Source organism: Pseudomonas vranovensis, assembly GCF_040438935.1.
Lineage (GTDB): Bacteria > Pseudomonadota > Gammaproteobacteria > Pseudomonadales > Pseudomonadaceae > Aquipseudomonas > Aquipseudomonas vranovensis.
In genome coordinates this window covers 2,484,764-2,508,449 of the sequence record NZ_CP159259.1, presented here as the reverse complement: position 1 = coordinate 2,508,449, position 23,686 = coordinate 2,484,764, and the positions used below count along the sequence as shown (strand labels likewise).

Annotated in this window: 22 protein-coding genes and 1 pseudogene; 12 read left to right on the top strand and 11 right to left on the bottom strand. The window is 64.7% G+C overall.

Annotated features, from left to right (window positions below):
* Positions 1-7: 7 nt before the first annotated feature.
* Positions 8-487, top strand: a complete 480-nt coding sequence (locus ABVN19_RS11525; protein ID WP_028946048.1) for a VOC family protein — start codon at positions 8-10, stop codon at positions 485-487.
* 48 nt (positions 488-535) lie between these two features.
* Here ABVN19_RS11525 and ABVN19_RS11520 read toward each other — a convergent pair whose 3' ends face one another.
* From ABVN19_RS11520 to ABVN19_RS11510, 3 genes and pseudogenes are all read right to left on the bottom strand, one after another.
* On the bottom strand, positions 536-2,335 hold the full coding sequence (locus ABVN19_RS11520; protein ID WP_028946049.1) for a hypothetical protein: 1,800 nt from the start codon (positions 2,333-2,335) through the stop codon (positions 536-538).
* Between the two features lie 127 nt (positions 2,336-2,462).
* A complete protein-coding gene (locus ABVN19_RS11515) occupies positions 2,463-3,617 on the bottom strand; it encodes a GGDEF domain-containing protein (protein ID WP_028946050.1) in 1,155 nt (384 codons plus the stop codon).
* 117 nt (positions 3,618-3,734) lie between these two features.
* A pseudogene (locus tag ABVN19_RS11510) lies at positions 3,735-4,361 on the bottom strand (LysR substrate-binding domain-containing protein); the annotation flags it as partial.
* Here ABVN19_RS11510 and ttdB point away from each other — a divergent pair.
* The gene (ttdB, locus tag ABVN19_RS11505; RefSeq protein ID WP_245219129.1) at positions 4,329-4,955 is read left to right on the top strand and encodes a L(+)-tartrate dehydratase subunit beta; all 627 of its coding nucleotides are present in this window, start codon (positions 4,329-4,331) and stop codon (positions 4,953-4,955) included. The pseudogene ABVN19_RS11510 and the gene ttdB sit on opposite strands and share 33 nt — an antisense overlap.
* A 218-nt stretch (positions 4,956-5,173) precedes the next feature.
* Positions 5,174-6,460: an OmpP1/FadL family transporter gene (locus ABVN19_RS11500; protein WP_028946052.1), complete on the top strand. Its 1,287-nt coding sequence runs from the start codon at positions 5,174-5,176 to the stop codon at positions 6,458-6,460.
* Here ABVN19_RS11500 and ABVN19_RS11495 read toward each other — a convergent pair whose 3' ends face one another.
* A complete protein-coding gene (locus ABVN19_RS11495; protein WP_158259234.1) occupies positions 6,461-6,643 on the bottom strand; it encodes a hypothetical protein in 183 nt (60 codons plus the stop codon).
* A 42-nt stretch (positions 6,644-6,685) separates the two neighbouring features.
* A complete protein-coding gene (locus ABVN19_RS11490; RefSeq protein ID WP_028946054.1) occupies positions 6,686-7,354 on the bottom strand; it encodes a class I SAM-dependent methyltransferase in 669 nt (222 codons plus the stop codon).
* A gap of 83 nt (positions 7,355-7,437) precedes the next feature.
* Between ABVN19_RS11490 and ABVN19_RS11485 the strand changes: the two genes are divergently transcribed.
* Both ABVN19_RS11485 and ABVN19_RS11480 read left to right on the top strand, forming a co-directional pair.
* A complete protein-coding gene (locus ABVN19_RS11485; protein ID WP_028946055.1) occupies positions 7,438-7,824 on the top strand; it encodes a GFA family protein in 387 nt (128 codons plus the stop codon).
* A gap of 202 nt (positions 7,825-8,026) precedes the next feature.
* On the top strand, positions 8,027-9,178 hold the full coding sequence (locus ABVN19_RS11480) for an HPP family protein (RefSeq protein ID WP_028946056.1): 1,152 nt from the start codon (positions 8,027-8,029) through the stop codon (positions 9,176-9,178).
* On the opposite strand, the gene ABVN19_RS11475 is transcribed toward ABVN19_RS11480, so the two are convergent.
* Positions 9,152-10,015, bottom strand: coding sequence for a LysR family transcriptional regulator (locus tag ABVN19_RS11475; protein WP_028946057.1), 864 nt, complete (start codon positions 10,013-10,015; stop codon positions 9,152-9,154). The genes ABVN19_RS11480 and ABVN19_RS11475 overlap by 27 nt on opposite strands.
* Positions 10,016-10,201: 186 nt before the next feature.
* Positions 10,202-10,858: an HAD-IA family hydrolase gene (locus tag ABVN19_RS11470; RefSeq protein ID WP_028946058.1), complete on the bottom strand. Its 657-nt coding sequence runs from the start codon at positions 10,856-10,858 to the stop codon at positions 10,202-10,204.
* 76 nt (positions 10,859-10,934) lie between these two features.
* Between ABVN19_RS11470 and lexA the strand changes: the two genes are divergently transcribed.
* The 4 genes from lexA to ABVN19_RS11450 are packed head-to-tail and all read left to right on the top strand — an operon-like array spanning position 10,935 to position 16,674.
* Positions 10,935-11,555 (top strand): transcriptional repressor LexA, encoded by a 621-nt coding sequence (lexA, locus tag ABVN19_RS11465; RefSeq protein ID WP_028946059.1) that lies wholly within the window; start codon positions 10,935-10,937, stop codon positions 11,553-11,555.
* Entirely contained in the window at positions 11,555-12,172 is a 618-nt protein-coding gene (gene imuA, locus ABVN19_RS11460) for a translesion DNA synthesis-associated protein ImuA (protein WP_028946060.1), read from the top strand. The genes lexA and imuA overlap by 1 nt, the downstream gene beginning before the upstream one ends.
* Before the next feature lie 6 nt (positions 12,173-12,178).
* On the top strand, positions 12,179-13,591 hold the full coding sequence (locus ABVN19_RS11455) for a DNA polymerase Y family protein (protein WP_105641979.1): 1,413 nt from the start codon (positions 12,179-12,181) through the stop codon (positions 13,589-13,591).
* On the top strand, positions 13,567-16,674 hold the full coding sequence (locus ABVN19_RS11450) for an error-prone DNA polymerase (protein ID WP_209420975.1): 3,108 nt from the start codon (positions 13,567-13,569) through the stop codon (positions 16,672-16,674). The genes ABVN19_RS11455 and ABVN19_RS11450 overlap by 25 nt, the downstream gene beginning before the upstream one ends.
* Positions 16,675-16,825: 151 nt before the next feature.
* Here ABVN19_RS11450 and ABVN19_RS11445 read toward each other — a convergent pair whose 3' ends face one another.
* Entirely contained in the window at positions 16,826-17,653 is an 828-nt protein-coding gene (locus tag ABVN19_RS11445; RefSeq protein ID WP_028946063.1) for an aldo/keto reductase, read from the bottom strand.
* Positions 17,641-18,546, bottom strand: coding sequence for a LysR family transcriptional regulator (locus tag ABVN19_RS11440; protein WP_028946064.1), 906 nt, complete (start codon positions 18,544-18,546; stop codon positions 17,641-17,643). The genes ABVN19_RS11445 and ABVN19_RS11440 overlap by 13 nt, the downstream gene beginning before the upstream one ends.
* Positions 18,547-18,683: 137 nt before the next feature.
* On the opposite strand from ABVN19_RS11440, the gene ABVN19_RS11435 reads away from it, so the two are divergent.
* The 3 genes from ABVN19_RS11435 to ABVN19_RS11425 all read left to right on the top strand — a co-directional run bounded on the left by ABVN19_RS11435 (position 18,684) and on the right by ABVN19_RS11425 (position 21,616).
* Entirely contained in the window at positions 18,684-19,382 is a 699-nt protein-coding gene (locus tag ABVN19_RS11435) for a CoA transferase subunit A (protein WP_028946065.1), read from the top strand.
* Positions 19,383-19,418: 36 nt separating this feature from the next.
* The gene (locus ABVN19_RS11430) at positions 19,419-20,075 is read left to right on the top strand and encodes a CoA transferase subunit B (protein WP_028946066.1); all 657 of its coding nucleotides are present in this window, start codon (positions 19,419-19,421) and stop codon (positions 20,073-20,075) included.
* A 110-nt stretch (positions 20,076-20,185) separates the two neighbouring features.
* A complete protein-coding gene (locus ABVN19_RS11425; protein WP_105641980.1) occupies positions 20,186-21,616 on the top strand; it encodes a TIGR00366 family protein in 1,431 nt (476 codons plus the stop codon).
* Between the two features lie 60 nt (positions 21,617-21,676).
* Here the strand turns inward: ABVN19_RS11425 and ABVN19_RS11420 are convergent, their stop codons facing one another.
* Together ABVN19_RS11420 and ABVN19_RS11415 are read right to left on the bottom strand one after the other, a co-directional pair.
* Positions 21,677-22,114, bottom strand: coding sequence for a carboxymuconolactone decarboxylase family protein (locus ABVN19_RS11420; RefSeq protein ID WP_028946068.1), 438 nt, complete (start codon positions 22,112-22,114; stop codon positions 21,677-21,679).
* A gap of 91 nt (positions 22,115-22,205) precedes the next feature.
* Positions 22,206-23,648: a PLP-dependent aminotransferase family protein gene (locus tag ABVN19_RS11415; protein WP_105641981.1), complete on the bottom strand. Its 1,443-nt coding sequence runs from the start codon at positions 23,646-23,648 to the stop codon at positions 22,206-22,208.
* Positions 23,649-23,686: the final 38 nt, after the last annotated feature.

Genomic DNA, 23,686 nt, shown 5'->3' with positions numbered 1-23,686 from the left:
AACCAGGATGATCAGCAAAAACACCATTTGCCTCTGGTACGAAGGCGACGCCCTAGAGGCTGCAACGTTTTACGCCAAGACCTTCCCCGACAGCGCCGTGGGCGCCGTTCACCTGGCCCCGGGCGACTATCCGGCCGGCAAGCAGGGTGATGTGTTGACCGTCGAATTCACCGTGATGGGGATCCCTTGCCTGGGCCTCAATGGCGGGCCGATGTTCAAGCACAGCGAGGCATTCTCGTTCCAGGTGGCCACTGACGATCAGGCCGAAACCGACCGCCTGTGGCAGTCCATTGTCGATAACGGCGGCGAGGAAAGCGCCTGTGGCTGGTGTCGGGACAAGTGGGGGCTGTCGTGGCAGATCACCCCGCGTGTATTGACCGCGGCCTACACCCATTCTGATCGTGCCGCGGCCAAGCGTGCGTTCGAGGCCATGATGACCATGACCAAGATCGACATTGCCACCATCGAGGCTGCACTCAAGGGATGAGCGTTCGACACGCGCAAAAAAAGCCCCCTGCCAGAGGGGGCTGTTTGCTCAGAAGCTCAGCTTGAGGCGCTGCTTGTGTACCCAGCGCTTGCTGGCCAGCTTGTACCGTACCAGCGCCACGCAGACTGAGGTGATGAACATCGCCGGCATCATCGCAACAGTACCGCTGATGGCCTGGCTTATCCGTGCAGCGCTGGGCACCCAGCCTGGCGGAAAGAAATAGAACGTGGTCGTAGGTGCCAATGCCAGCAATACAGCCAGTGCCAGCGACCCTGTCAGCAGCAGCACGGGAGCCCGCAGCCACAGGCTGTCGGGCCAGTGGTCGATTTTCGGCCATACCCTGGGAACGATCCTCGAGCCGGCAAAAAGGCTCGCGAGCATGAACGTCCACAGGGTCCAGCCCCCGTGTTCCAGCGCAATGCGATACGGCAGCAGCAGCGTGTGGAACACCTCTGCAGGAAACCGGAGCAGGGCAATGACCCCTTGGGTAGCCCCGGGCTGAACCTTGCCGAGCAGGTTGACGCCCAGGTAGAACAGGCTCAGCCAGATGAAGATCGACCACGATAGACGCATTACCGCGCGCCACGTGAACGTGTTCCAACTCTGGAAAATGTAGCGCTTGGCCTGCTCGCGAAGGGCAAGGAACTGCTCGGCCTGTTCCAGGGTAACCACCCCCGACTTTACCGGCGTCGACGCCTTCACCTCACCACCTTCCTGCTCGACCTCCTTGATCAACGCCGAGGCGATGGTGTGAGTGGAGGCCTTGTGAACGGCACGCAACTTTTTGGGGTTGGCCATACGTTGCAGCACATGGACGAAGTTGCCCGACAGCACCCCGCCAAGATCGACGGGCACGGCCGTTTCGCCGAGGAACTGGCACGCCGCACTGCGCCCCTTGTAGGTGACGGTGGCCGTAGCGCCGTTGGCGTAGCCTTTGCCCGTCAACCGGTAGGCATCCTCGTCCCCGGTAAAAATCGAACTGACCTGGAACACCGACGGGAAGTTGGCTTCGTCATTGACTGCCGCCTTCAGGTGTTCGGACATCCAGGGCTGGCCGCCGGACCAGTGATAGGTGATCTCGGTTTTTGCGTGAATGTCGAAGTGCCACTCGTAAGTCAGGTTGCACGCGCCATCGCAGGTGTCGCAGGTGATCCAGCCACGGTTGCACGTACTGCACTGTTCGGTGGTGGTGCCCCGGCAGCGCGAGCAAGCAACCTTGCCGCCGGCGGCACAGCCCGGGCATGGGTGGCCACTGCCACCGCGGCCTGCACAGGCGTTGCAACGATTGCCCACGTGCACCCCGGATCCACCGCAATAGCCGCAGTACCGAGGGCCTCCGACCCAGCCTGAGGCATTGCATTGCCAGCACTGCTCCTGACCGGAACCGTAACAGCCGCCGCAGCTCACGGAACCACGGCCGTGGCAGCTATGGCAATGAATGCTGCCGCCGCCGGCGCAGCCGTGGCAGGCCTGCCAGCTGTAGTAGAAGTGATCGTCGCTGGCGATCTTGAACTTTGCCGGTTTTCTGATGCGCAGCGGATTGGCCTTGAGGTGGTCGATGACCAACTGGCGAAACGCCTGGCCCGGGTTCGACATCAAGGTGGCTTGCCGGGCCTGGAGTGCGGCGCGGGCACCTTCCTGGGACAACGGTGTGGTGTTCACTCGCACTGGGCGCGAGATGACCTCCAGGCTGTAGCTGGTGCGAATGGCGTAGTCGACACTGGCGGTGTGATGTTCAATGTTTGCAACGGTGACTGCATTTTTCGCGCTTTTACCAAAGGCGCGTTCGGCACGTTGATTGACTGCGTCGGAAATGACCCTGGCGCTAATGCTGCTTCCCGGTTGCATGCTGTTCTCACACGTCTCTGCAGCCGTTCAGGCTGCGGGGTTGTTGGCTTGGAGCAGCTTTATACAGCGACCGGGCGATTGTTTCACGCCAAAAGATGGCTATTTGATGTCATTTTTGTGGTCGGCATCACAGCGTGGTCCGGTCGACTACGCGGATGCTGTTGCGTCCACTGCGCTTGGAGGCGTACAGCGCAGCGTCACTGTGCTCGATCACGCCCTCGAGGCTGGCCGGTGGTTGGTCGAACAGGTTGGCGCCAATGCTCAGCGTCACTGGCAGGGGCGTAGCGAATGCCTGTGCGGTGGTGGTATGGAACTGGTCGCGCAGCTGGCGGCCCAGCTGTTCGATGCGCGCGCTCGATGCACCCTTGAGGACGATGATGAACTCGTCGCCACCCAGGCGGGCGGCGAGCGCGTCTTCCGGCAGCACCGCCCGAATCATCTCGCTCAACGTCACCAGCAAGCGGTCGCCGGCGGTATGGCCATAGAGGTCGTTGACCAGCTTGAAGTTGTCGATATCAATCAGCAACACGGCGCCGGGGCGGGCGCTGCAGACATTCTTGAGCAAACGCGGTGCCCGTACCTCCAGGGCGCGGCGATTGAACAGGGCGGTCAATGGATCGCGCGCGGCCAGCTGTTCTATCTGCTGTTCACGCCGATGGCGCTCGGTACCGGTCATCGACAGGGCGATCAGCATGATCGCCATGGCGCCTTCGACCAGCGAAACCTGGATGATTTCGCCCCGGAATGCGGCGAGGTCGATCAGCGTGCCCGGGATGATGGCGATCAGGGATTTGATCAGGTAGAAGACCCCATGGGCCAGCAGTACATAGCGCAACTGGACGGCGCCCACGCTCAAGGATTTACCGTGGGGGCGCAGCAAGAAACTGGCCCTGAGCGCGAGCACAGCGACCAGCAGCGAATTGACCAGCAGCGTGACCTTCGACCACGGTTGCTCACCCGGCAACAGCAGCAACCCCAGCCAGGCGATGAAGATCAGGTACCAGGCGCGCGACAGGCGCGTCTGGGTGAAGCGTGCAACGCCCAGCAAGAACAACCAGTGCGCCGTGACCAACAAGCCGTTGGCGAACCAGATGCCGATGAACAGCAAGCCACTGCCGCGCAACAGTGCCAGTGTCGAGCCCACGGCAATGGTGGCAAAGCCCGCGCTCCAGAACAGCAGCGAAGGCTCGCGAATACTCCGCCATTCAATTGCCAGGTACAGGGCGGCGGCGGCGGCCAGGGCGACGGAAAGCGTCAACAGGGTCGAGGGATCGAGGGTCATAGCCTCACGGGACGGTCAAATGAGTGGGAGGGGCGGCAGATTGTAAGCGTTTGAAGTAAATTTTCGCAGGCATGGATTGCACTGACGGGCCCTCGGAAGGCCAGGGGGCAACGCCGCTCACGGCCAGGCAGATCCGTCGGCGTTGCGGTGGAAGAAGTCTCTGAGGTGTTCGACAAACAGCGACACCTTCGCGGAGAGGTTGAGGCGCTCCAGGTACACGGCGTAGATGTCCGCAGGTGGCGTTTCATATTCGCCCAGCACTTCCACCAGCCGGCCCGAACGCAGGTGGCCGGCCAGGTTCCACTCGGCACGCATCAGAATCCCCTGGCCATCCAGTGCCCAGTTCAGCGCCACCTCGCCGTCGTTGGTACTGAGACTGCCTCTTACCTTGACCGATTCGGTCTGTTTGCCCCGGCTCAGCCGCCAACTGCCAAACGCCGCGTCGTTCTGGCGTAGCACGATGCAATTGTGCTGCACGAGGTCCTTGGGGGTGTGCGGGTGGCCATGAGCCTGCAAGTACGACGGCGCCGCGCACAGCCGCCGGCGATTGGCCGCGATCTTGCGCGCAATCAATCGGGAGTCGGGCAGTTCGCCAAAGCGGATGGCGACGTCGATGGCATCGTCCGGCAGGTTGATGGGGCGGTCGGTCAATTGCAGCTGCACTTCAACGTCCGGGTAGCACCTGGCAAATGAAGACACCGCCGGGCCGACGTGGGTGCGACCAAAGCCCAGGGGGGCATTCACCCCACGCCGATCAAGGACGAAGACCTGGCGGCCCTCAATGTCGGTGATGTGGTCTACCTGACCGGCCAGTTAGTGACGTGCCGCGACGTGGCCCACCGTCGGCTGATCGAGCTCAAGCGCGAACTGCCCGTGGACTTGCGCGGGGGCGCAATCTTTCACGCCGGGCCCATCGTGCGCAAAAAGGATGACGGCAGCTTCGAGATGGTGTCCATCGGGCCGACCACTAGCATGCGCATGGAGAAGTTCGAGAAGCAATTCATCGAGGAAACCGGCGTCAAGCTGATTGTCGGCAAGGGTGGCATGGGCCCTGAGACCACCACCGGTTGCCTGGAGAACAAGGCCGTGCATGCGGTTTTCCCGGGGGGCTGTGCAGTGCTGGCCGCCACCCAGGTCGAGGAAATCGAGCGGGCCGAGTGGCAGGACCTGGGCATGCCCGAAACGTTGTGGGTCAACCGTGTGCGTGAGTTCGGCCCGCTGATCATTTCCATCGATACCAAGGGCAACAACTTGTTCGAGCAGAACACGTTGCGCTTCAACGAACGCAAGGGCGCGGTGATCGAGAAAATCAACAGTCAGGTGCGCTTCATCAAGTGACCTGTCATGGCGACCACCCCAAGGACGGGGTGGTCGCTTCCTCTGTAGCCGCTGCCGCCAGGCTGCGATTGAGCGCGCAGCGGCCATCCATCACACGTTTTGTGCCGTCGATACTCGACTACCTGCAAAGACCTACTATTTTTACTCTGCTGACCGTTATTGGGCTCGCCAGCGCTTGAGTTGATCTCTCGTTTGCCCATCGTCACAGAGGACGTGCCATGCTTCGCGCTTATCGACCCTACACAACCCTGTTGGCCCTGAGCCTGGGCCTGGCTTCAGGCAACGTCTGGGCTGGCGGTATTCTGATTTATGAAGCCGGGCAGGAAGGCAATGGCCTGGCCAATGCCGGCGCCGCGGCGCTGGCCACCGACCCCAGTGTGTTGATGAGCAACCCCGCCGGTATCGCCCAACTGCAGGGCACCCAGGTCAGCGCCAACGCACAGGTGATTCTTGGCGACCTGCGCTTTTCCCGTGACAGCAACAATCAGTTTACTGGCAACGAAGGCGGCAACGCCCTCGAGTACCTGCCCGGTGCCAGCCTGTTTATCAGCCACCAGATTGACGAGCGCTCGGCCATCGGCTTTGGCATGTACGGCAACTTCGGCCTGGCGCTGAACTACGACGACGACTGGGCGGGGCGCTACTTCAACCAGGAGGCGGCGATCATCGCTGTGTCGTTCCAGCCGACCCTGGCGTACAAGTTCACCGATGACCTGAGCGTGGGTATCGGCCCGCGCATCGTTTATGCCTATTACCGCAACGAAACGGCCATCAACAACAACTTGCTCGGCGTGCTCGATCGCCCCGACGGGCAACTCGAATACAAGGACACCGACGTCGGCGTCGGCGTCAACCTCGGCCTGATGTACCAGCTCAACGAGCGTACGCAGCTGGGCCTGGCCTATACCAGCAAAGTCGACCTGGAGTTCAAGGACGGCCCCAGCGTTCACAAGGTCGACAACCTGATCATCAACGCAGCCCTGCGCCGCCTGGACGTAGACAGCCTGGAGCTGGACATGTCGGTGCCGCAGACGGTGCTGTTCAGTGTCGCCCATGACCTGGATGCGCAGTGGAAGCTGCTCGGCAGCCTCGGCTGGCAGGACTGGAGCGAGTTCGGCGCCATCGGCGTGGAGGTCGACGCCGATGTACTCGGGGTCTCGCGTACCGCCGATCGCAAGTACAAGGACACCTGGCATGCCTCGCTGGGTGCGCAGTACCAGGCGACGCCCAAGCTGCGCTGGAGCATGGGCCTGGGCTACGACAGTTCGGCGGTGGATGACAAGGACCGCACCGTCGACAATCCCATGGGCGAGGCCTGGCGACTGGCCGCAGGGGTCAACTACCAGATCGACGAAGGCCTTGACCTGCACCTGGCCTACACCCTGGTGTGGATGGGCGACATGGACGTCGAGCAGACCAAGGCCCGCTCGGGCGGCACGGTGTCGGGCACCTATGACAATGCGGCCCTGCATATCATTGGCGGCGGGGCCACCTGGCGCTTCTGATCACTGCAAATGTCGGTATCCCGCCGCCAGGGTGAAGTCAGCCAACTGCCAGACCCTGCCGTTGGCCGCCCAGGCGCCACCGGGGTTGCTGGCCAACAGCAAATTCTCGGTGGAGACGATTGCCGGACGGGTGGGGTTCCAGGATGCGACTTCGTTGCGCCGATTGATGAAAAAGATGCTCAACGCAACGCCGTGGCCGTTTCGGGGGGGATACCCCGTCAACGGCTACCGGCGCTCGGCGACCAATAGCAGTGACTGTGGCACGGGGCTTTGCGGGTGTTGTGGCTCTTGCAGGGCGCCCAGTGTGAAGCCGGCCATGTCCAGCGCGTTGATCCAGCTGGACAAGGTGCGCATGTACCACGGCATGGGCTGCCACTGTCCCGGGAACCCGGCAAAGGTTTCTTCGCGCCAGCCATCCTGATAATCACCCGCCGCGACAGCCCAGGGATGCAGGGTCTGGATCACCAGCGTACCTGCTGGGGCGAGCAGGGCGTTCATGGCACTCAGCAGCGGGATGATGTCCTGGTGCAGCAGGGCGAAGTTGGCGCAAACCAGGTCGTAGTCGTGGCCGATGTCCACGCTTGCTGCGGCCAGCGCAGCATAGCTGGCCACTTGCACGTGACGGGAGCCTGCCGCTTGCGCCGCCTCGACCAAGGTGGCATCGCCATCCACGCCGACCGCTTCGATGCCGCGGTCAGCCAGCGCGCGCAACAGCCAGCCTTCGCCACAGCCCAGGTCCAGCACGCGCCCAGGCTGGCGGCCCAGCACCGCCAGCAGGATGGCCTGGTCGGTGACCTGCCGGCGGCTTTCGATGGCGCCGCTGCGCACAGCGTCGATCCAGGGCTGGGCGTTGTGGTGCCAGCTTTGCAGCAGAGTGGCTTCGGGATTGGGCATCTGGGTATCCGCCTCTGGGCAGTGGGTTCAAGCATTGGCTGCTATTTTTACACGCTCCGATAACAACCGTGCGTGAGGTCAGCATGAACCACTACACCGGGGGTTGCCTATGCGGCAACGTACGCATCGTGGCGTCCGGGCACCCTTACCGGGTAGGGATCTGCCACTGCCTGGATTGTCGCAAGCATCACGGGGCGCTGTTTCATGCCAGCGCGATCTTCCCGGAGGATGCCGTGGCGATCGAAGGCGAGGCACACGAGTATGCCGGACGGTATTTCTGCCCTCGGTGCGGATCGTCCGTTTTTGCCCGTACCGCCGATGAGATCGAAGTGAACCTGGGGACCCTGGATGCACCTGATCAGTTGGTGCCGACGTACGAGAGCTGGACCATCAGGCGTGAGTCCTGGTTACCAGCGTTTGCGCTTGCCCGGCGCTATGCACGTGATCGTGAGGACAACGGGCGGTCATAGGCGCTACACCTCAAAATAAATGCACTCAGCCTTCATTTTTTTGAATTACCGCTACCCGGCCCATCTCCGGCAAAATCCCTGCCACGCTCGACCCCTTCAAAATTCCATCTCCACGGACGGAGCCCATTAGGTATTGCCCTCGCGATACTCAGCCCAGCCGCTTTGGCCGGGCTTTTTTTACTGCCAGGTACCCGATTTCCCCATGTCTACCCGCGGTCTGCTTCACCGGCTGCTGCCGGCCCCACTGAATATCCCCTTCAAAGAATGCGTTCGTGCAAGTGTTGGCGCACTGCTCGGCCTGTTGCTCGCCGGCTTGGCTTGCAGTCAGGCGTTCGGTGCGACGGTGGCGCTGCATCTGCTTGGCCCGCTGGCGGCCTCGGCCGTGCTGTTGTTTGCCGTGCATTCCGGCGCGCTGGCACAACCTTGGCCGTTCCTGGGCAGTTATGCCTGTGCCACGGTGGTCGGGCTGGCGTTGCACCACTGGTTAGGTTCGGCGCTGTGGGTGGCGGCCCTGGCGTTGGGGCTGGCGATTGTGGTGATGTGCCTGATGCGCTGCCTGCATCCGCCGGGAGGTGGGGTGGCAGTGAGTGTGGTGCTGGCTGATTCATCCCTGGCCTCGATGGGTAACCAGGTGTTCGAGCCGATCATGCTCAACGCCCTGGTGCTGGTGGCCGTGGCGGTGATCTTCAACCGCCTGACGGGGGTGCGCTATCCAAAAACGGCGGCGCCGCGCAAAGACTTGCACCACACCACCGATACCGTGCCCGCCGAGCGGGTCGGGGTCAGCGGGGCGGACCTGGACCATGCCCTGGAGGAGCTGGGTGAGTTTGTCGATGTGACCCGCGATGAACTGGAGCGGATCATTCTGGCCACTGAACAGCATGCCTTGCAGCGCAGCCTTGGCGGGATTACCGCCGCGTCGGTGATGTCGCGCGATGTGCAGCAGGCCACGCCGAAAACGACGTTGCATGAGGCTTGGCAGCAACTGTCGAGCCACCACTTGAAGACTCTGCCGGTGCTGGATGAAACGCGTCGGTTGGTGGGGATTGTGAGCTTGAGTGACCTGGTGGGCCCGGCGATGGCCCAGGCCCGCTTCAGCTGGCGCGGGCTGTTCGGGCGTCAGCCGAAGGTCGTGCTAGAGCAGATCATGAGTCGGCCGGTAGTCACGGTCCGCAGTGATGAACCTGCCGTGGCGTTGATTCCGCTGCTCAGTGAGCAGGGGCTGCATTGCCTGCCGGTGATGGACGGCGAGCAACTGGTCGGGGTCATCACCCAGACCGATCTGATCGCCGGGCTCAAGCGGTACGTGCTCAGCACGCCGGTGCGTTCAGATGACCGGGTCCCAGCGCTGTGACCAATCGCTCTCACTGGCGACTACCTGCTGCAGCACGCTGATGGCTTGCTGCAGCGCCTGGCTATCGCGCTCGCGGGCGTAGACCAGGTAGGTGGGGTAGGTGAACTCCGGGGCTTGCGGTACCCGCTCGAACACGCCGCTGTCCAGGTAGGCCTGGACCACCCGGGTACGGAAGTAGCCACTGCCGCCATGTTCGAGGATGTACTGCAGCGCCAGCGGGCCGAGGTTGAAGCTCAGGGCTGGGCGCGCGCATTCGGGCAGGGCCGCGTCGTGCTGGCGGCGAAAGGCCTGGCCCCAGTCGATGTAGATGTAGGGTTCGGGTCTGTCCTTGCGACGCACGCGAATCAGTTTTTCTTCCATCAGTTGTTCCACCTGCAGGCCTGGGCCATAGGTGGGCTGATAGACCAGCACGGCGTCGAGCACACCCATTTCCACTTTGCGCAGCAATGATTCGCCGTCGCTGACTTCGCTGCGAATGGCATGGCTGGGCATCGCCCGGTGCAGGGCACTGACCCAGCCCAGCACCATGGGGTTGCCCAGGCTCACTTCGCCACCGATGTGCAGCACCTGGTGGCAACCCTGGGGTAGAGGCAGGTCGCGGCGGGCCGCTTCCCAGGTCTGCACCAACTGATTGGCATAGACCACGAATGCCTCGCCATCGGCAGTGAGGCTGGCGCCGCTGCGGCTGCGGATGAACAGCTGGCAGGCCAATTGTTGTTCGAGCTTCTGCACCCGGGCGGTGATGGCGGTCTGGGTGACGTGCAAACGTTCGGCGGCGGAGACCAGGCTGCCGCTGCGGACGATTTCCAGAAATGTACGGGCCAGCTCGATATCCATGGAGGTTGCCGGGTGGGGAAGGTTGCCCATTCTAGTGCGTTGGCACCGAAATGGGGCAGTTGGGTGGGGAGCAATAATGCACTGGAGTACGTCCGCTGCGCGGCCGATCGCAGGCTGTCGCCAGCGGCTACATGCAAACCGCAGCCGCTGGCGAGGAACGCGCTGCGATCGACTGCATAGCAGTCGCTAGGAGGAAGCGGGCTGGATCAACTCCCATAACCGCGCATCGTCAAAGTCCGCCACCACCAGTTGCGCCCCGGCGGCATGCAGGGCTTCGGCGGACTGGCTGGTAGACAGCCCCACGGTGAAGATTCCTGCGCCGCTGGCGGCGGTCACGCCCGGCACCGAGTCCTCGAACGCCAGGGCATGGGCCGCACGCGCCCCAAGCCGCTCAAGGCCGGTGAGGTAGGGCAGCGGGTCAGGCTTGGCCCGCGCCAGCTCTTCAGCCACCAGCACATGCTCGAAACGTCCACCCAGGGCCAGCGCTTCGAGCATGTGCTCGGCATTGGCCCGCGGCGCATTGGTAACCACGGCCATGCCGATGCCGTGCTGTTCGGCATGTTCAAGCAGGCGCAGCAACCCGGCGGTGGGCTGCAGGCTCGGCGACAGGGCGCGAAAGCGCGCCTCCTTGAGGTCGGCGAAGGCCTGGTGCTCGGCGAGTGGCCGGTCGGGAAACAGGTAGCGGCACAGGTCGGCGTTGGCCCGACCGCTGACGTGGGCGGCGAATTCGGCTTCGGTCAAGTCCCGGCCTTTTTCGCGCAATAGCTGCTGCAGGGCCAGCAGATGGAGTTTGTCGGTATCGGTCAGGGTGCCGTCGAGGTCGAACAACAGGGCTTCAAGCATGTCGGGGTCCGCTGCAAGGGCCGCCCAGCATAACCCGATCAAGGGGGCTGGTCAGCGGGATACGAAAAGAGTACAAATGTACTCCATGAATATTTTATCGCCCAAACGCAGCGCCATTCTCACGTTCATTCGTGATCGCATCGCCGACCACGGCCAGCCGCCGAGCCTGGCCGATATCGCCACGGCCTTCGGTTTTGCCTCGCGCAGTGTGGCGCGCAAGCACATCCAGGCCTTGTGCGAGGCCGGGTATATCGAGGTCACGCCCAACCAGGCCCGTGGCATTCGTCTGGCGGGTGGCTTGCGCCGCCCCGAGGTACTGGAGATCCCGGTATTGGGCCAGGTGGCGGCAGGGCGGCCGATAGGCCCCGACGTCGACATCCACGAACAGCTCATGCTCGATGCCCACCTGTTCAGCCGCTCGCCCGACTACCTGCTCAAGGTGCGCGGCGACTCGATGCTCGGCGACGGCATCCTCGACGGCGACCTGGTCGGTATCAAGCAACAGGCCGAGGCCCGCGACGGGCAGATCATCGTCGCCCGCCTGGAGGGTGAGGTGACCATCAAGCGCTTCGAGCGGGTCAGCGCCCAGCATTACCGCCTGCTACCCCGCAACCCGGCCTATGCGCCGATCGACATCGGCCCGGGCCAGGACTTCGTCATCGAGGGCGTGTTCTGCGGCCTGGTGAGGCGCGGCTGATGGGCGCCGTGGTCAGCCTCGACGGCTTGCTCGACCAGCAACGGGTCTGGAAGGGGCGCCCCCACGCGCAGCCCCAGGGCCTGCAACCCACCGGCCATGCGCTGCTGGATGCGGCGCTGCCGGGGGGAGGCTGGCCAGCGGCTGCGCTCACCGAGGTGCTGCTGGCCGCCGAGGGCTGTGGCGAGCTGCACTTGCTCTGGCCGAGCCTGGCGCGGCTGACCACCCGTGGTGAACGGGTGGTACTGGTGGCACCGCCCTTTGTGCCCTATGCACCCGCCTGGCAGGCAGCCGGAGTCGACCTGCAGCACATTGCCCTGATCCAGGCGCCACCTGGCGAGGTGCTCTGGGCTGCCGAGCAGTGCCTGCGCTCGGGCAGTTGTGGCGCGGTGCTGTGCTGGCCGCACAAGCCCGACGACCGCGCCTTGCGCCGCTTGCAGGTGGCTGCCGAAAGCGGCCAGACCCTGGCCTTTGCCTTGCGCTCGATGCAGGCGGCGCTCAATCCGTCGCCGGCGGCGTTGCGCATTGCCGTCGATGCACGCCCGGCCCAGTGGCGGGTGCTCAAGTGCCGAGGCGGGTTGGCCCCGGCCACGCCCATTGCCTGCCCCGGGCGAGGCTGATGGCGCATGCTCTGGGCCTGTATCCTGCTGCCGCAGCTGGCACTCGACGCCGTGCTGCGCGGGCGCGACGACCTCGACACGCCACTGGTGCTGCTCAGCGGCCCGCCCCAGCGCCGGGTGCTGCAGGCGGTCAACCCGGCCGCTGCAGCCCTGGGCCTGCGTGCCGGCCAGCCGTTGACCACGGCCCAGGCGCTGGCGGGGCATTTCACCTGCGTTGACCACGATCCGGGCGCCATCGAGCCGCTACAGCAACTGCTGGCTGCCTGGGCCTATCGTTTCAGCTCACAGGTCAGCCTGCACTACCCGCGGGTGCTGCTGCTCGAGGTCGAGTCCAGCCTGGGGCTGTTCGGGCCGTGGCCTGCGTTCGAGGCGCGGCTGCGGGCCGAACTGAGTGCCCTGGGGTTTCGCCACCGTATCGTGCTGGCCAGCAACCCGGTGGCCGCGCGCATGCTTGCCAACTGCCATGACGGCCTGGCGCTGACCGACCTCGAGCAAACCCGCGAGGCCCTTGAGCAACTGCCTATCGAGCGGATCGGTTTGCCGGCGCAGGCGGCCAGCGCCTTTGCGCGCATGGGCCTGCGCCGCCTTGGCCAGGTCATGGCGTTGCCGCGCCAGGCCCTGGCCCGGCGCTTTGCTGCTGATGTGCAACTGCACCTGGACCGCTTGCTGGGGGTACGGCCCATGGCCTTGTCATTCTACCTGCCGCCGGACCGCTTCGATGCCCGTATCGAGCTCAACTTCGATGTGGAGTCGCACCAGGCCTTGCTGTTCCCCCTGCGCCGCCTGATCAACGACCTGGCCGCGTTCCTGGCCGGGCGCGACAGTGGCGTGCAGCGCTTCACCCTGCACCTGGAGCACGCCGAAGGCCCCGATACCTGCGTGGTCGTCGGCCTGCTGGCTGCCGAGCGTGACCCGCAGATGCTCTTCGAGCTGGCCCGTGGGCGCCTGGAGCAACTGCAGCTGGGCGCGCCGGTGCGCAACCTGCGCCTGCTGGCCGAAGACCTGCCGGCTTTTGTGCCGCAGCACAGCGAACTGTTCGACCCACGCCCGCAACAGAGCCAGCCCTGGGAGCAGTTGCGCGAACGCCTGCGCGCACGCCTGGGCGATAGCGCGGTGCGCAACCTTGCGGCCCAGGACGATCATCGCCCCGAGTGCGCCTGGCGCCTGGACAACGCCACCCAGTTGCCACCGGCGCCGACGGCGCCGCGTCCGGGCTGGCTGCTGGCCGAACCCCAGGCCTTGCCGGGGGTGGGGGTGCGGCTGCTGACGGGTGCCGAGCGGATCGAGTCCGGTTGGTGGGATGGCGGTGATATACGCCGTGACTACTACCGGGTGCAGACCCCGACCGGGCTGTATGCCTGGGCCTACCGCAACCTGGGTGAAGACGGTCCGTTGTGGCTGCAGGGCTGGTTCGCATGAGCATGTCCCAGGCCTACGCCGAACTGCACTGCCTGTCGAATTTCAGCTTCCAGCGCGGTGCCTCCAGCGCCAGGGAACTGTTCGAGCGTGCCCGCCAGCATGGCTACCAGGCCCTGGCCATTACCGACGAATGCACCCTGGCGGGCATCGTGCGGGCCTGGCAGGCGGCCAAGGCCGTTGGGCTGGCCCTGATCGTCGGCAGCGAAGTGCGCCTGCACCAGGGGCCAAAACTGGTGCTGCTGGCCGAGAACCTGACGGGCTACCAGCACCTGTGCCGGCTGATCACCCTGGGCCGGCGGCGGGCGCAAAAGGGCGCGTACCAGCTGCTGCGCGACGATTTCGACAGGCCGCTGGAGGGGCTGCTGGCCCTGTGGGTGCCGGATGGCAATGAGGATGACCTGGCCACCGGTCACTGGTTGTGCGAGCGTTTCGCCGAGCGCCTGTGGCTGGCGGTGGAGCTGCACCGTGGCGCCGACGATGGGCTGCGCCTGCAGCAGTTGCAGGCCTTGGCCGAGACGTTGCAGATCCGCGCGGTGGCGGCGGGCGATGTACACATGCACGCCCGCGGGCGACGCGCCCTGCAAGACAGCATGACCGCCATCCGTCACCACTGCACCGTGGCCGAGGCCGGGCAGCGCCTGTTCGCCAACGGTGAGCGTCACCTGCGCCCCCTGGCGCAGCTGGCCGAGCTCTATCCGCAGGCCTTGCTCGATGAAACCCTGCGCATTGCCGGCCGCTGCCGTTTCGACCTCAGCCAGTTGCGCTACGAGTACCCCCGCGAACTGGTCCCGGCCGGCCAGACGGCCACCCGTTGGTTGCGCCACCTCTGCGAGCAGGGGCAGCGCTGGCGCTGGCCCAGGGGCATCGAAGAGAAGGCGCGCAATGCGCTGGAGCATGAGCTCGAACTGATCGCCGAGCTGAACTACGAACGCTATTTTCTGACCGTGCATGACATCGTCCAGTTTGCCCGTGGCCAGGGCATCCTCTGCCAGGGGCGGGGCTCGGCGGCCAACTCGGTGGTGTGCTATGTGCTGGGGATCACCGAGCTGGACCCAATGCACAGCCACCTGTTGTTCGAGCGCTTTCTGTCGCGCGAGCGCGATGAACCCCCCGACATCGATGTCGACTTCGAGCATGAGCGCCGTGAAGAAGTGCTGCAGTATGTCTTCAGCCGCTACGGCCGCCATCGCGCGGCCCTGACGGCCGTGGCCAGCACCTACCATGCCGCCGGTGCCGTGCGCGATATCGCCCGGGTGCTGGGCTTGCCGGTGGCGCAGATCAACGCCCTGGCCGAGTGCTGCGGGCGCTGGAGCGATCGCCTGCCGCCGCCCGAGCAACTGCGCGAGGCCGGCTTCGACCCCGACAGCCTGTTGCTGCGGCGGGTGCTGGCACTGACCGGCGAGCTGATCGGCTTTCCCCGGCACCTGTCCCAGCACCCCGGCGGCTTTGTGATTTCCGAACAGCCCCTGGACAGCCTCGTGCCGGTGGAAAACGCCGCCATGGACGGGCGTACGGTAATCCAGTGGGACAAGGACGACCTGGACCTGGTCGGCCTGCTCAAGGTCGACATTCTCGCCCTGGGCATGCTCACGGCCTTGCGCCGGTGTTTCGACCTGCTGTACCGCCATCGTGGCCGTGAGCTGACCCTGGCCACTGTCCCCGCCGACTGTGCCGCGACCTATGAAATGATCGGCCGCGCCGACACCGTCGGGGTGTTCCAGATCGAGTCACGGGCGCAAATGGCCATGTTGCCGCGGCTCAAGCCCAAGGATTTCTACGACCTGGTGATCGAGGTGGCGATCGTGCGCCCGGGGCCTATCCAGGGCGACATGGTTCACCCCTACCTGCGCCGGCGCCAAAAGCTGGAACCGGTGTCGTATCCATCGCCTGCGTTGGAGAAGGTGTTCAAACGCACCCTGGGCGTGCCGTTGTTCCAGGAGCAGGTCATGGAGCTGGCGATGGTCGCCGGTGGCTACTCGGCGGGCGAGGCCGACCAACTGCGTCGGGCCATGGCCGCCTGGAAACGCCACGGTGGCCTTGAGCCGCACCGCGAGCGGCTGATCAGCGGCATGCGTGCCAACGGCTACAGCAGCGAGTTCGCCGAACGTATCTTCGAGCAGATCAAGGGCTTTGGCAGCTATGGTTTTCCCGAGTCCCACGCCGCGAGCTTCGCCTTGCTGACCTATGCCAGTTGCTGGCTCAAGTGCCATGAGCCGGCGATCTTTGCCTGTGCGCTGATCAACAGCTGGCCGATGGGCTTCTACAGCCCTGACCAGATTCTCCAGGACGCCCGTCGCCACCCTATCGAGATCCGCCCGGTGGATGTCTGCCACAGCGACTGGGACTGCAGCCTGGAACCGGGGGCAGGGCAGGCCTTGGCCCTTCGCCTGGGGCTGCGACAGGTGCGCGGCTTTCGTGAAGTCGATGCCCGGCGTATCGAACAGGCCCGCACCGAACGTGGCTGGCGGGATGTTGGCGACCTGTGCCAGCGGGCGCAGCTCGATACCCGCGCCCGTGAGCTGCTGGCCGACGCTGGTGCCTTGCGGGCCTTGGCCAGCGACCGCTACCAGGCACGCTGGCAGGTGGCGGCGGTGCAGGCGCAGTTGCCGCTGTTCGCCGCGGTGGAGCCTGTCCAGGAGACGGCGGTGGCGTTGCCGCAGCCCTCGGTCAGCGAGGACATGTTCGCGGACTATGCCAGCGTCGGCACCACCCTTGGGCCGCATCCCCTGACCTTGCTGCGCCGTCGCCTGAATGCGTTGGGCTGTCGCAGTTCAAAGGCGCTGGAGGAGGCCGGGCATGGCGACAAGGTCAGCGTGGCAGGGCTGGTCACCGGGCGTCAGCGGCCGGGGACTGCCAGCGGCGTGACCTTCGTGACCCTGGAAGATGAGTTTGGCAACGTCAACGTGGTGGTCTGGCGCGACCTGGCCGAGCGCCAGCGGCGGGCCCTGGTGGGGTCGCAGCTGTTGCGGGTGATCGGAAGGCTCGAGAGTGAAAGCGGGGTACGGCATTTGATTGCACAGCGGCTGGAAGACCTGAGTCCGCTGTTGCAGGGGCTCGACGTACGCAGCCGGGATTTTCATTGAACCGTATGCGCGTCAACGGCGAGCTGGCGTTGTAGCCGCTGCCGCGAGGCTGCGATCGGTCGCGAAGCGGCCGTGGGAATTACCTGGCGACTGCTACGCAGCCGATCGCAGCCCGGCGGCAGCGGCTACGGATCGAACCCCCCAAGGGGCTTCAAACCATCGCCAGGTGCTGCTTGCGCGTCGGCGCCGGGAAGGCGCGGTCGATGGCGCGCAGGTCTTCGCTGCTCAGCACCAGATGGGCTGCGGCTGCATTCAGGCGCACATGCTCAGGGTCCACTGCCTTGGGAATGGCAATCACGCCGTCCTCGCGCGTCACCCAGGCCAGGCTCACCTGGGCAGGTGTCGCGCCGTGGCGCTCGGCAATCTCGGACAAGGTCGGGTGCTTGAGCAGGCGACCGGCCTGGGCCAGCGGGCAATAGGCCATGGTTGGCAGCTGGCGCTTGTGGCTCCAAGGCAGCAGGTCGAATTCGATGCCACGCTGGGCCGGGTTGTACAGCACTTGGTTGGTGGCGCAGTGGCTGCTGTATTCGTGGAGTTCGCGCAGGTCGTCGATATCGAAGTTCGACACGCCCCAACGGCCGATCTTGCCGGCCTCACGCAGGCGCTCGAACGCCTCGACGGTTTCGTCCAGCAGGTACTGGCCGCGCCAGTGCAGCAGGTAGAGGTCGATGTAGTTGGTGCCCAGGCGCTTGAGGCTGCGTTCACAGGCAGCAGGAACACCGGCGCGGCTGGCGTTGTGCGGGTAGACCTTGCTGACCACGAAGACCTGGTCGCGGCGCCCGGCGATGGCTTGTCCTACCACCTGTTCGGCGCCGCCTTCGGCATACATTTCGGCCGTGTCGATGAGCGTCAAGCCGCGCTCGATTCCCTGCTGCAGCGCGGCCACTTCACGGCTGCGCTGGCTCGGGTCTTCGCCCATGTACCAGGTGCCCTGGCCAATGGCTGGCACCTGCCGGTCGGCAAGCTTTACTGTACGCATGTCACCTCCTGGAGTCGGGAATGTTGTTGCAGCACTTCAAGCAGCGCCTGTGCCGCTGCCGAGAGTTTATGGTCAGCCAGCAGGCTGACGCCAATACGGCGTTCGATACTTGGCTCGACCAGCGTAACGCAGCGCGCGCCGAGTTCTTCCATCTGGCCGATGCACAAGGCCGGCACCGCGCTGACACCCAGGCCATTGGCAACCATGCGGCCGATGGTCGACAGTTGGTGGCTTTCGAACGCCACCGCCAACTTGCCGTGCTCGGCGGCCAGGTGCTGCTCCAGCAGCAGGCGCACCGCCGAGGGGCGTTGCAGGGCGATGAAGTCTTCGGCGAGCAATTCGCGCCAGGTCACCTGTTGTTGCCGTGCCAGGGGCGAGTCGGCCGGTACCACGGCGACGAAGCGGTCAAGGTACAGCGGTTTGAACACCAGCGGCTCGCTGGCCTCAGGTTCAAAGCCGATGCCCAGTTCGACGCGCCGGTGGCGTACCAGTTCCAGCACCTGTTCATTGATCACGTCATGCACGGTGACGTTGACCCGAGGGTAACGCTGGCGAAACACCTTCAGCGCCGCCGGCAGCAGGTTGCCGGCATAGGCCGGCATGGCGGCAATGGCCACTCGGCCCAGTTGCAGGGTAAAGCGCTGGCGCAGCAGTTCTTCGGTGTTGTCCCAGTCGGCCAGCAGTTGCCGGGCCAGGGGCAGCAGCACTTCGCCCTCGGGGGTCAGGCTGACGCTGCGGGTGGTGCGGCTGAGCAGGGCGCCGCCCAGGTTGTCTTCCAGGGCCTTGATGGTCAGGCTCAGGGCTGGCTGCGACAGGTGCAGGTGTTCACCGGCCTGGGCAAAGCTCTGGTACTTGGCGACGGCGACGAAGGCGCGCAGCTGTTTGACGTTCATGGCGGTGGTCTATTCTTTTGAAAAATTTATCAAACGATCATAAAAACAAAATTAACAAATAAGTGTATTGGGGTGAAGATGCGTCAAACGCTCACCGACACCCCTGTCGGTTCAACAACTACAAAAGGCGGATCAGCATGGCCGGACTGGACAAGCGCGTAGCAACCTATGAACAGGCCCTCGAAGGCCTGACCGACAACATGACAGTACTGGCCGGCGGTTTTGGCCTGTGCGGCATCCCGGAAAACCTTATCAACGAGATCAAGCGCCGTGGCGTCAAGGGTCTGACCGTGGTCTCGAACAACTGCGGCGTCGACGGCTTCGGTCTGGGCGTGCTGCTCGAAGACCACCAGATCCGCAAGATGGTTGCCTCCTACGTGGGCGAGAACGCCGAGTTCGAGCGCCAGCTGCTCAGCGGCGAATTGGAAGTGGAACTGACCCCCCAGGGCACCCTGGCCGAGAAGATGCGCGCCGGCGGCGCCGGTATCCCGGCCTTTTTCACCGCCACCGGCTACGGCACCCCGGTTGCCGACGGCAAGGAAGTGCGCGAATTCAATGGCCGCAAGTACATCCTTGAAGAAGCCATCACCGGCGACTTCGCCATCGTCAAGGGCTGGAAGGCCGACCACTACGGCAACGTGGTGTACCGCAACACCGCACAGAACTTCAACCCGCTGGCCGCCACCGCCGGCAAGATCACCGTGGTCGAGGTCGAAGAGATCGTCGAACCGGGTGTCCTGCTGCCTACCGAGATCCACACCCCGGGTATCTACGTCGACCGGGTGATTGTCGGCACCTTCGAGAAGCGTATCGAAAAACGCACCCTCAAAGCCTGACCCATCCCCGAACAGAACAACAAAGAGATCCTGACCATGGCACTTACCCGCGAACAAATGGCCCAGCGCGTCGCCCGCGAACTCAAGGACGGCTACTACGTCAACCTCGGCATCGGCATCCCGACCCTGGTGGCCAACTACGTCCCGGCCGATATGGATGTAATGCTGCAATCGGAAAACGGCCTGCTGGGCATGGGTGAATTCCCTACCGAAGCGCAGCTGGACGCCGACATGATCAACGCCGGCAAGCAAACCGTGACCGCCCGTCGTGGCGCGTCGATCTTCAGCTCGGCCGAGTCCTTCGCCATGATCCGTGGCGGTCATGTCGACCTCACCGTGCTCGGCGCCTTTGAAGTGGACGTGGAAGGCAACATCGCCTCCTGGATGATCCCGGGCAAGCTGGTCAAGGGCATGGGCGGGGCGATGGACCTGGTGGCCGGTGCCGACAACATCATCGTCACCATGACCCACGCGTCCAAGGATGGCGAGTCCAAGCTGCTGCCACGCTGCAGCCTGCCGTTGACCGGTGCCGGTTGCATCCGCAAGGTGCTGACTGACCTGGCCTACCTCGAGATCGAAGACGGCGCCTTCATCCTGCGCGAAACCGCACCAGGTGTGACGGTTGAAGAGATCGTCGAGAAGACCGCCGGCAAGCTGATCGTGCCGGATGATGTGAAAGAGATGACGTTCTAAGGCGTTTTTCAGGGCCCCATCGCGGTGCAAGCCCACTCCCACCGGAGCGGGTTTGCCCCGCGATGGGGCTTTGTGCCGTTCCAGATAAAACCAATAAAAGGAAACCCCCCGTGGCCGCTGATATCCAAGACAGCCGCTCCGCCCGCTTTGCCCTGCGCTGCTCCAACTGGGCCGAACGCTGGTTCCCCGACTCCTGGGTGTTCGCCGCCCTGGCCGTGGTGCTGGTGTCGGTTGCCGCCCTGGCCATGGGCGCCAAGCCCACCGATACCGCGAAGGCCTTCGGCGACGGCTTCTGGAGCCTGATTCCCTTCACCATGCAGATGGCCTTCGTGGTCATCGGCGGTTATGTGGTGGCCAGTTCGCCACCTGCGGTCAAGCTGATCGACCGCCTGGCACGCATTCCCAAGAACGGTCGTTCGGCGGTGTGCTGGGTGGCGCTGATTTCGATGGTCGCCTCGTTGCTCAACTGGGGGCTGTCGCTGGTGTTCGGCGGCCTGCTGGTACGCGCCCTGGCGCGACGCACCGACCTGCACATGGACTACCGCGCCGCCGGTGCCGCCGCCTACCTGGGCCTGGGGGCGGTGTGGGCCCTGGGCCTGTCGTCCTCGGCGGCGCAGTTGCAGGCCAACCCGGCCAGCCTGCCGCCGTCGATCCTGGCGATCACCGGGGTGATCCCGTTCACCGAGACCATCTTCCTCTGGCAGTCCGGTGTGCTGCTTACAGCCCTGGTGGTGGTGTCGCTGGTGGTGGCCTATGCCACCGCACCGGGGCCAACCAGTGCCCGCAGCGCCGAGGCCTGCGGTGTGGACCCAAGCTTTTCGGCGCCGCCACCGCCCCAGCGCACCCGCCCGGGCGAGTGGCTGGAATACAGCCCGATCCTGACCCTGTTGCTGGTCGCCCTGGCCGCCGGCTGGTTGTACAACGAGTTCGCTACCAAACCTGCCATCACGGCGATTTCCGGGCTCAACACCTACAACCTGCTGTTCATCATGCTCGGTGCCTTGCTGCACTGGCGCCCGCGCAGCTTCCTCGATGCGGTGGCCCGCGCGGTACCGACCACTACCGGTGTGCTGATCCAGTTCCCGCTGTACGGTTCGATCGCGGCCATTCTTACCCAGGTCAAGGGCGTGGATGCCGAAACCCTGGCCCACCATATTTCCACCTTCTTCGTGCAGATTGCTTCCCACGACACCTATGCGCTGCTGATGGGCATCTATTCGGCGGTGCTGGGCTTCTTCATCCCGTCCGGTGGCGGCAAGTGGATCATCGAGGCGCCGTACGTGATGCTGGTGGCCAATGACCTGCAGTATCACCTGGGCTGGGCGGTGCAGATCTACAACGCCGCCGAGGCGCTGCCGAACCTGATCAACCCGTTCTACATGCTGCCGCTGCTGGGAGTACTGGGCCTGAAGGCGCGGGACCTGATCGGCTTCTCCTTCGTGCAGTTGCTGGTACACATTCCGCTGGTGCTGTTCCTGTTGTGGTTCCTGGGCACCACATTGCAATACACGCCACCTGTGATGCCGACGCCGGCGGGTTGATCGGTTTGCCGCAAACGAAAACGCCCTGCAGTGCAGGGCGTTTTTCAGGGGGCGTGCGGCTCAGCTCGGGATCATCGCAAAGCCGACGCCGAAGCGGTTCCAGGCGTTGATGGTGGCAACGGCCAGGGTCAGGTTGGCCACTTCGGCTTCACTGAAGTGCTCAAGCAGCTCACGGTATTGATGCTCCGGTGCGCGCAGCTCGGGCAGGCGGGTCAGGCTCTCGGTCCAGGCCAGGGCAGCGCGTTCGCGGGGGGTGAAATAGGCGGTTTCTTCCCAGACGCTCAAGGTCTGCAGGCGGGCCTCGGTTTCGCCGGCTTTACGGGCATCGTTGGCGTGCATGTTGACGCAGTAGGCGCAGCCGTTGATCTGCGAGGCGCGCAGGCGGATCAGCTCCAGCAGCGAGTTCTCCAGCCCCGATTTGCCCAGGGCCATTTCCAGGCCGACCATGGCTTTATAGGCCTCGGGTGCGTGTTTGGCCCATTCGATACGGTTGCTCATCGTGCTTGCTCCAGTCAGGTCCGCGTCAGGCGGCGATGGCACTACCTTAGCGCTGCGCAGGCATTGACCGAATAGCCAATTGTGACGAATGTCAGGAGGCCAATCCGTCGAGGCGTTGCAACGTGTCGCGCAAGCGGTCCAGGGCCGGGTCAATGTCCAGCAGTTCGATGGCGCCAAAACCGATCAACAATCCTGAACGCACCGGCGCCTGGGCATGGAAGGGCGCCAGCGCATACAGCCCGACCTCGACCTTGCGCGCCATGTCGATAACGAACTGCACGTCCAGGTCGCCCTTGGCCAGGGCACTGAGGTGATAGCCGGCGGTGGCCGGAATCACCTCGAACCATGGCGCAAGGTCGCCTTGCAGGCGCTGGACGATCCGTGCCCGGCGCGCGGCGTACACCTCATGCACACGGCGGATGTGCTTGAGCAGCGAACCCTCGCTGATGAACCGGGCCAGGGCCCACTGGTTCAGCGTCGGGGTGTGCCAGTCGGTGAGTTGCTTGGCAATGCACAATGCTTCGCGCAACGCCGGCGGTGCAATCGTGTAGCCCAGGCGCAGCTCCGGCAGCAGGGTCTTGGAGAAGGTCCCGACGTAGGCCACCAGGCCGTGACGGTCCATGCTCTGCAACGAGTCGGTGGGCCGGCCTTCGTAGCGGAACTCGCTGTCGTAGTCGTCTTCGATGATGATCGCGCCCAACGCCGCCGCGCGCGCGAGCAAGGCCTCGCGACGCGCCTGGCTCATGGGCATGCCCAGTGGAAACTGATGCGAAGGGGTCACGTAGATCAACCGGGTGCCGTCGTCGATCTGCTCGACGCACAGGCCCTCGCTGTCGACCGGCACATACTGCAGGTCGGCGCCCTGGGCCAGGAACAGCTGGCGCACCGGGGTGTAGCCGGGGTCCTCCATGGCCACTTTGCAGCCGGGCTCGATCAGCACCCGGGCGATCAGGTCGAGCGCCTGCTGGGCACCGTTGCACACCAGCACATCGGCGCTGCTGCAGCGTACGCCGCGGGCGAAGGCGATGTGCCGGGCGATGGCTTCGCGCAGCTCCGGCAGGCCCTGGTGGGCTGCGTAGCGGGCACTGCTGGTGCGGATCTGGCGCAGGGCGTACTGGTTGCAGCGGCGCCAGTCGTCGAACGGGAATTGCCCCTTGCTCGATGCACCACCGATGAAGTCGTAGCGCACCGGCGACGAGCGCATGTCGGCCAGCGGATTGGCCCGGGCCAGCCATTTTTCCAGGGCCTGGGCGCTGGCCAGGGCGATGGACGACGCGGCTGCCGGTACGTGGGTGGGGGCTGGGGTGATGAAGGTGCCTTTGCCCACCTTGCCACTGAGCAGGTTGTCGTAGGTGAGGCGTGAATAGGCCTCGGCCACTGTCTTGCGCGATACACCCAATTGCTCGGCCAGCAGCCGAGTGGGCGGCAACTGGGTACCGGCTGTCAGGCGACCGCTGTCGATGCCGTCGCGCAGTTGTCGATAGAGTTGTTCGGCAAGGCCCTTGCTGCCGTTCAGGCTGATATGAAGTTCCATGCTGGGGCGAATCCATGCGCAGTTGACTGACACCGAGA

Bases quoted from the DNA above. Each gene is read 5' to 3' on its own strand.
- ABVN19_RS11415 (WP_105641981.1), bottom strand. From the start codon at position 23,648: ATGGAACTTCATATCAGCCTGAACGGCAGCAAGGGCCTTGCCGAACAA.
- ABVN19_RS11520 (WP_028946049.1), bottom strand. From the start codon at position 2,335: ATGCAACCGGGAAGCAGCATTAGCGCCAGGGTCATTTCCGACGCAGTC.
- lexA (WP_028946059.1), top strand. From the start codon at position 10,935: ATGTACTCCATGAATATTTTATCGCCCAAACGCAGCGCCATTCTCACG.
- ABVN19_RS11485 (WP_028946055.1), top strand. From the start codon at position 7,438: ATGAACCACTACACCGGGGGTTGCCTATGCGGCAACGTACGCATCGTG.
- ABVN19_RS11435 (WP_028946065.1), top strand. From the start codon at position 18,684: ATGGCCGGACTGGACAAGCGCGTAGCAACCTATGAACAGGCCCTCGAA.
- ABVN19_RS11480 (WP_028946056.1), top strand. From the start codon at position 8,027: ATGTCTACCCGCGGTCTGCTTCACCGGCTGCTGCCGGCCCCACTGAAT.
- ABVN19_RS11455 (WP_105641979.1), top strand. From the start codon at position 12,179: ATGCTCTGGGCCTGTATCCTGCTGCCGCAGCTGGCACTCGACGCCGTG.
- ABVN19_RS11475 (WP_028946057.1), bottom strand. From the start codon at position 10,015: ATGGATATCGAGCTGGCCCGTACATTTCTGGAAATCGTCCGCAGCGGC.
- ABVN19_RS11445 (WP_028946063.1), bottom strand. From the start codon at position 17,653: ATGCGTACAGTAAAGCTTGCCGACCGGCAGGTGCCAGCCATTGGCCAG.
- ABVN19_RS11515 (WP_028946050.1), bottom strand. From the start codon at position 3,617: ATGACCCTCGATCCCTCGACCCTGTTGACGCTTTCCGTCGCCCTGGCC.
- ABVN19_RS11440 (WP_028946064.1), bottom strand. From the start codon at position 18,546: ATGAACGTCAAACAGCTGCGCGCCTTCGTCGCCGTCGCCAAGTACCAG.
- ABVN19_RS11500 (WP_028946052.1), top strand. From the start codon at position 5,174: ATGCTTCGCGCTTATCGACCCTACACAACCCTGTTGGCCCTGAGCCTG.
- ABVN19_RS11525 (WP_028946048.1), top strand. From the start codon at position 8: ATGATCAGCAAAAACACCATTTGCCTCTGGTACGAAGGCGACGCCCTA.
- ABVN19_RS11490 (WP_028946054.1), bottom strand. From the start codon at position 7,354: ATGCCCAATCCCGAAGCCACTCTGCTGCAAAGCTGGCACCACAACGCC.
- imuA (WP_028946060.1), top strand. From the start codon at position 11,555: ATGGGCGCCGTGGTCAGCCTCGACGGCTTGCTCGACCAGCAACGGGTC.
- ABVN19_RS11470 (WP_028946058.1), bottom strand. From the start codon at position 10,858: ATGCTTGAAGCCCTGTTGTTCGACCTCGACGGCACCCTGACCGATACC.
- ABVN19_RS11430 (WP_028946066.1), top strand. From the start codon at position 19,419: ATGGCACTTACCCGCGAACAAATGGCCCAGCGCGTCGCCCGCGAACTC.
- ABVN19_RS11420 (WP_028946068.1), bottom strand. From the start codon at position 22,114: ATGAGCAACCGTATCGAATGGGCCAAACACGCACCCGAGGCCTATAAA.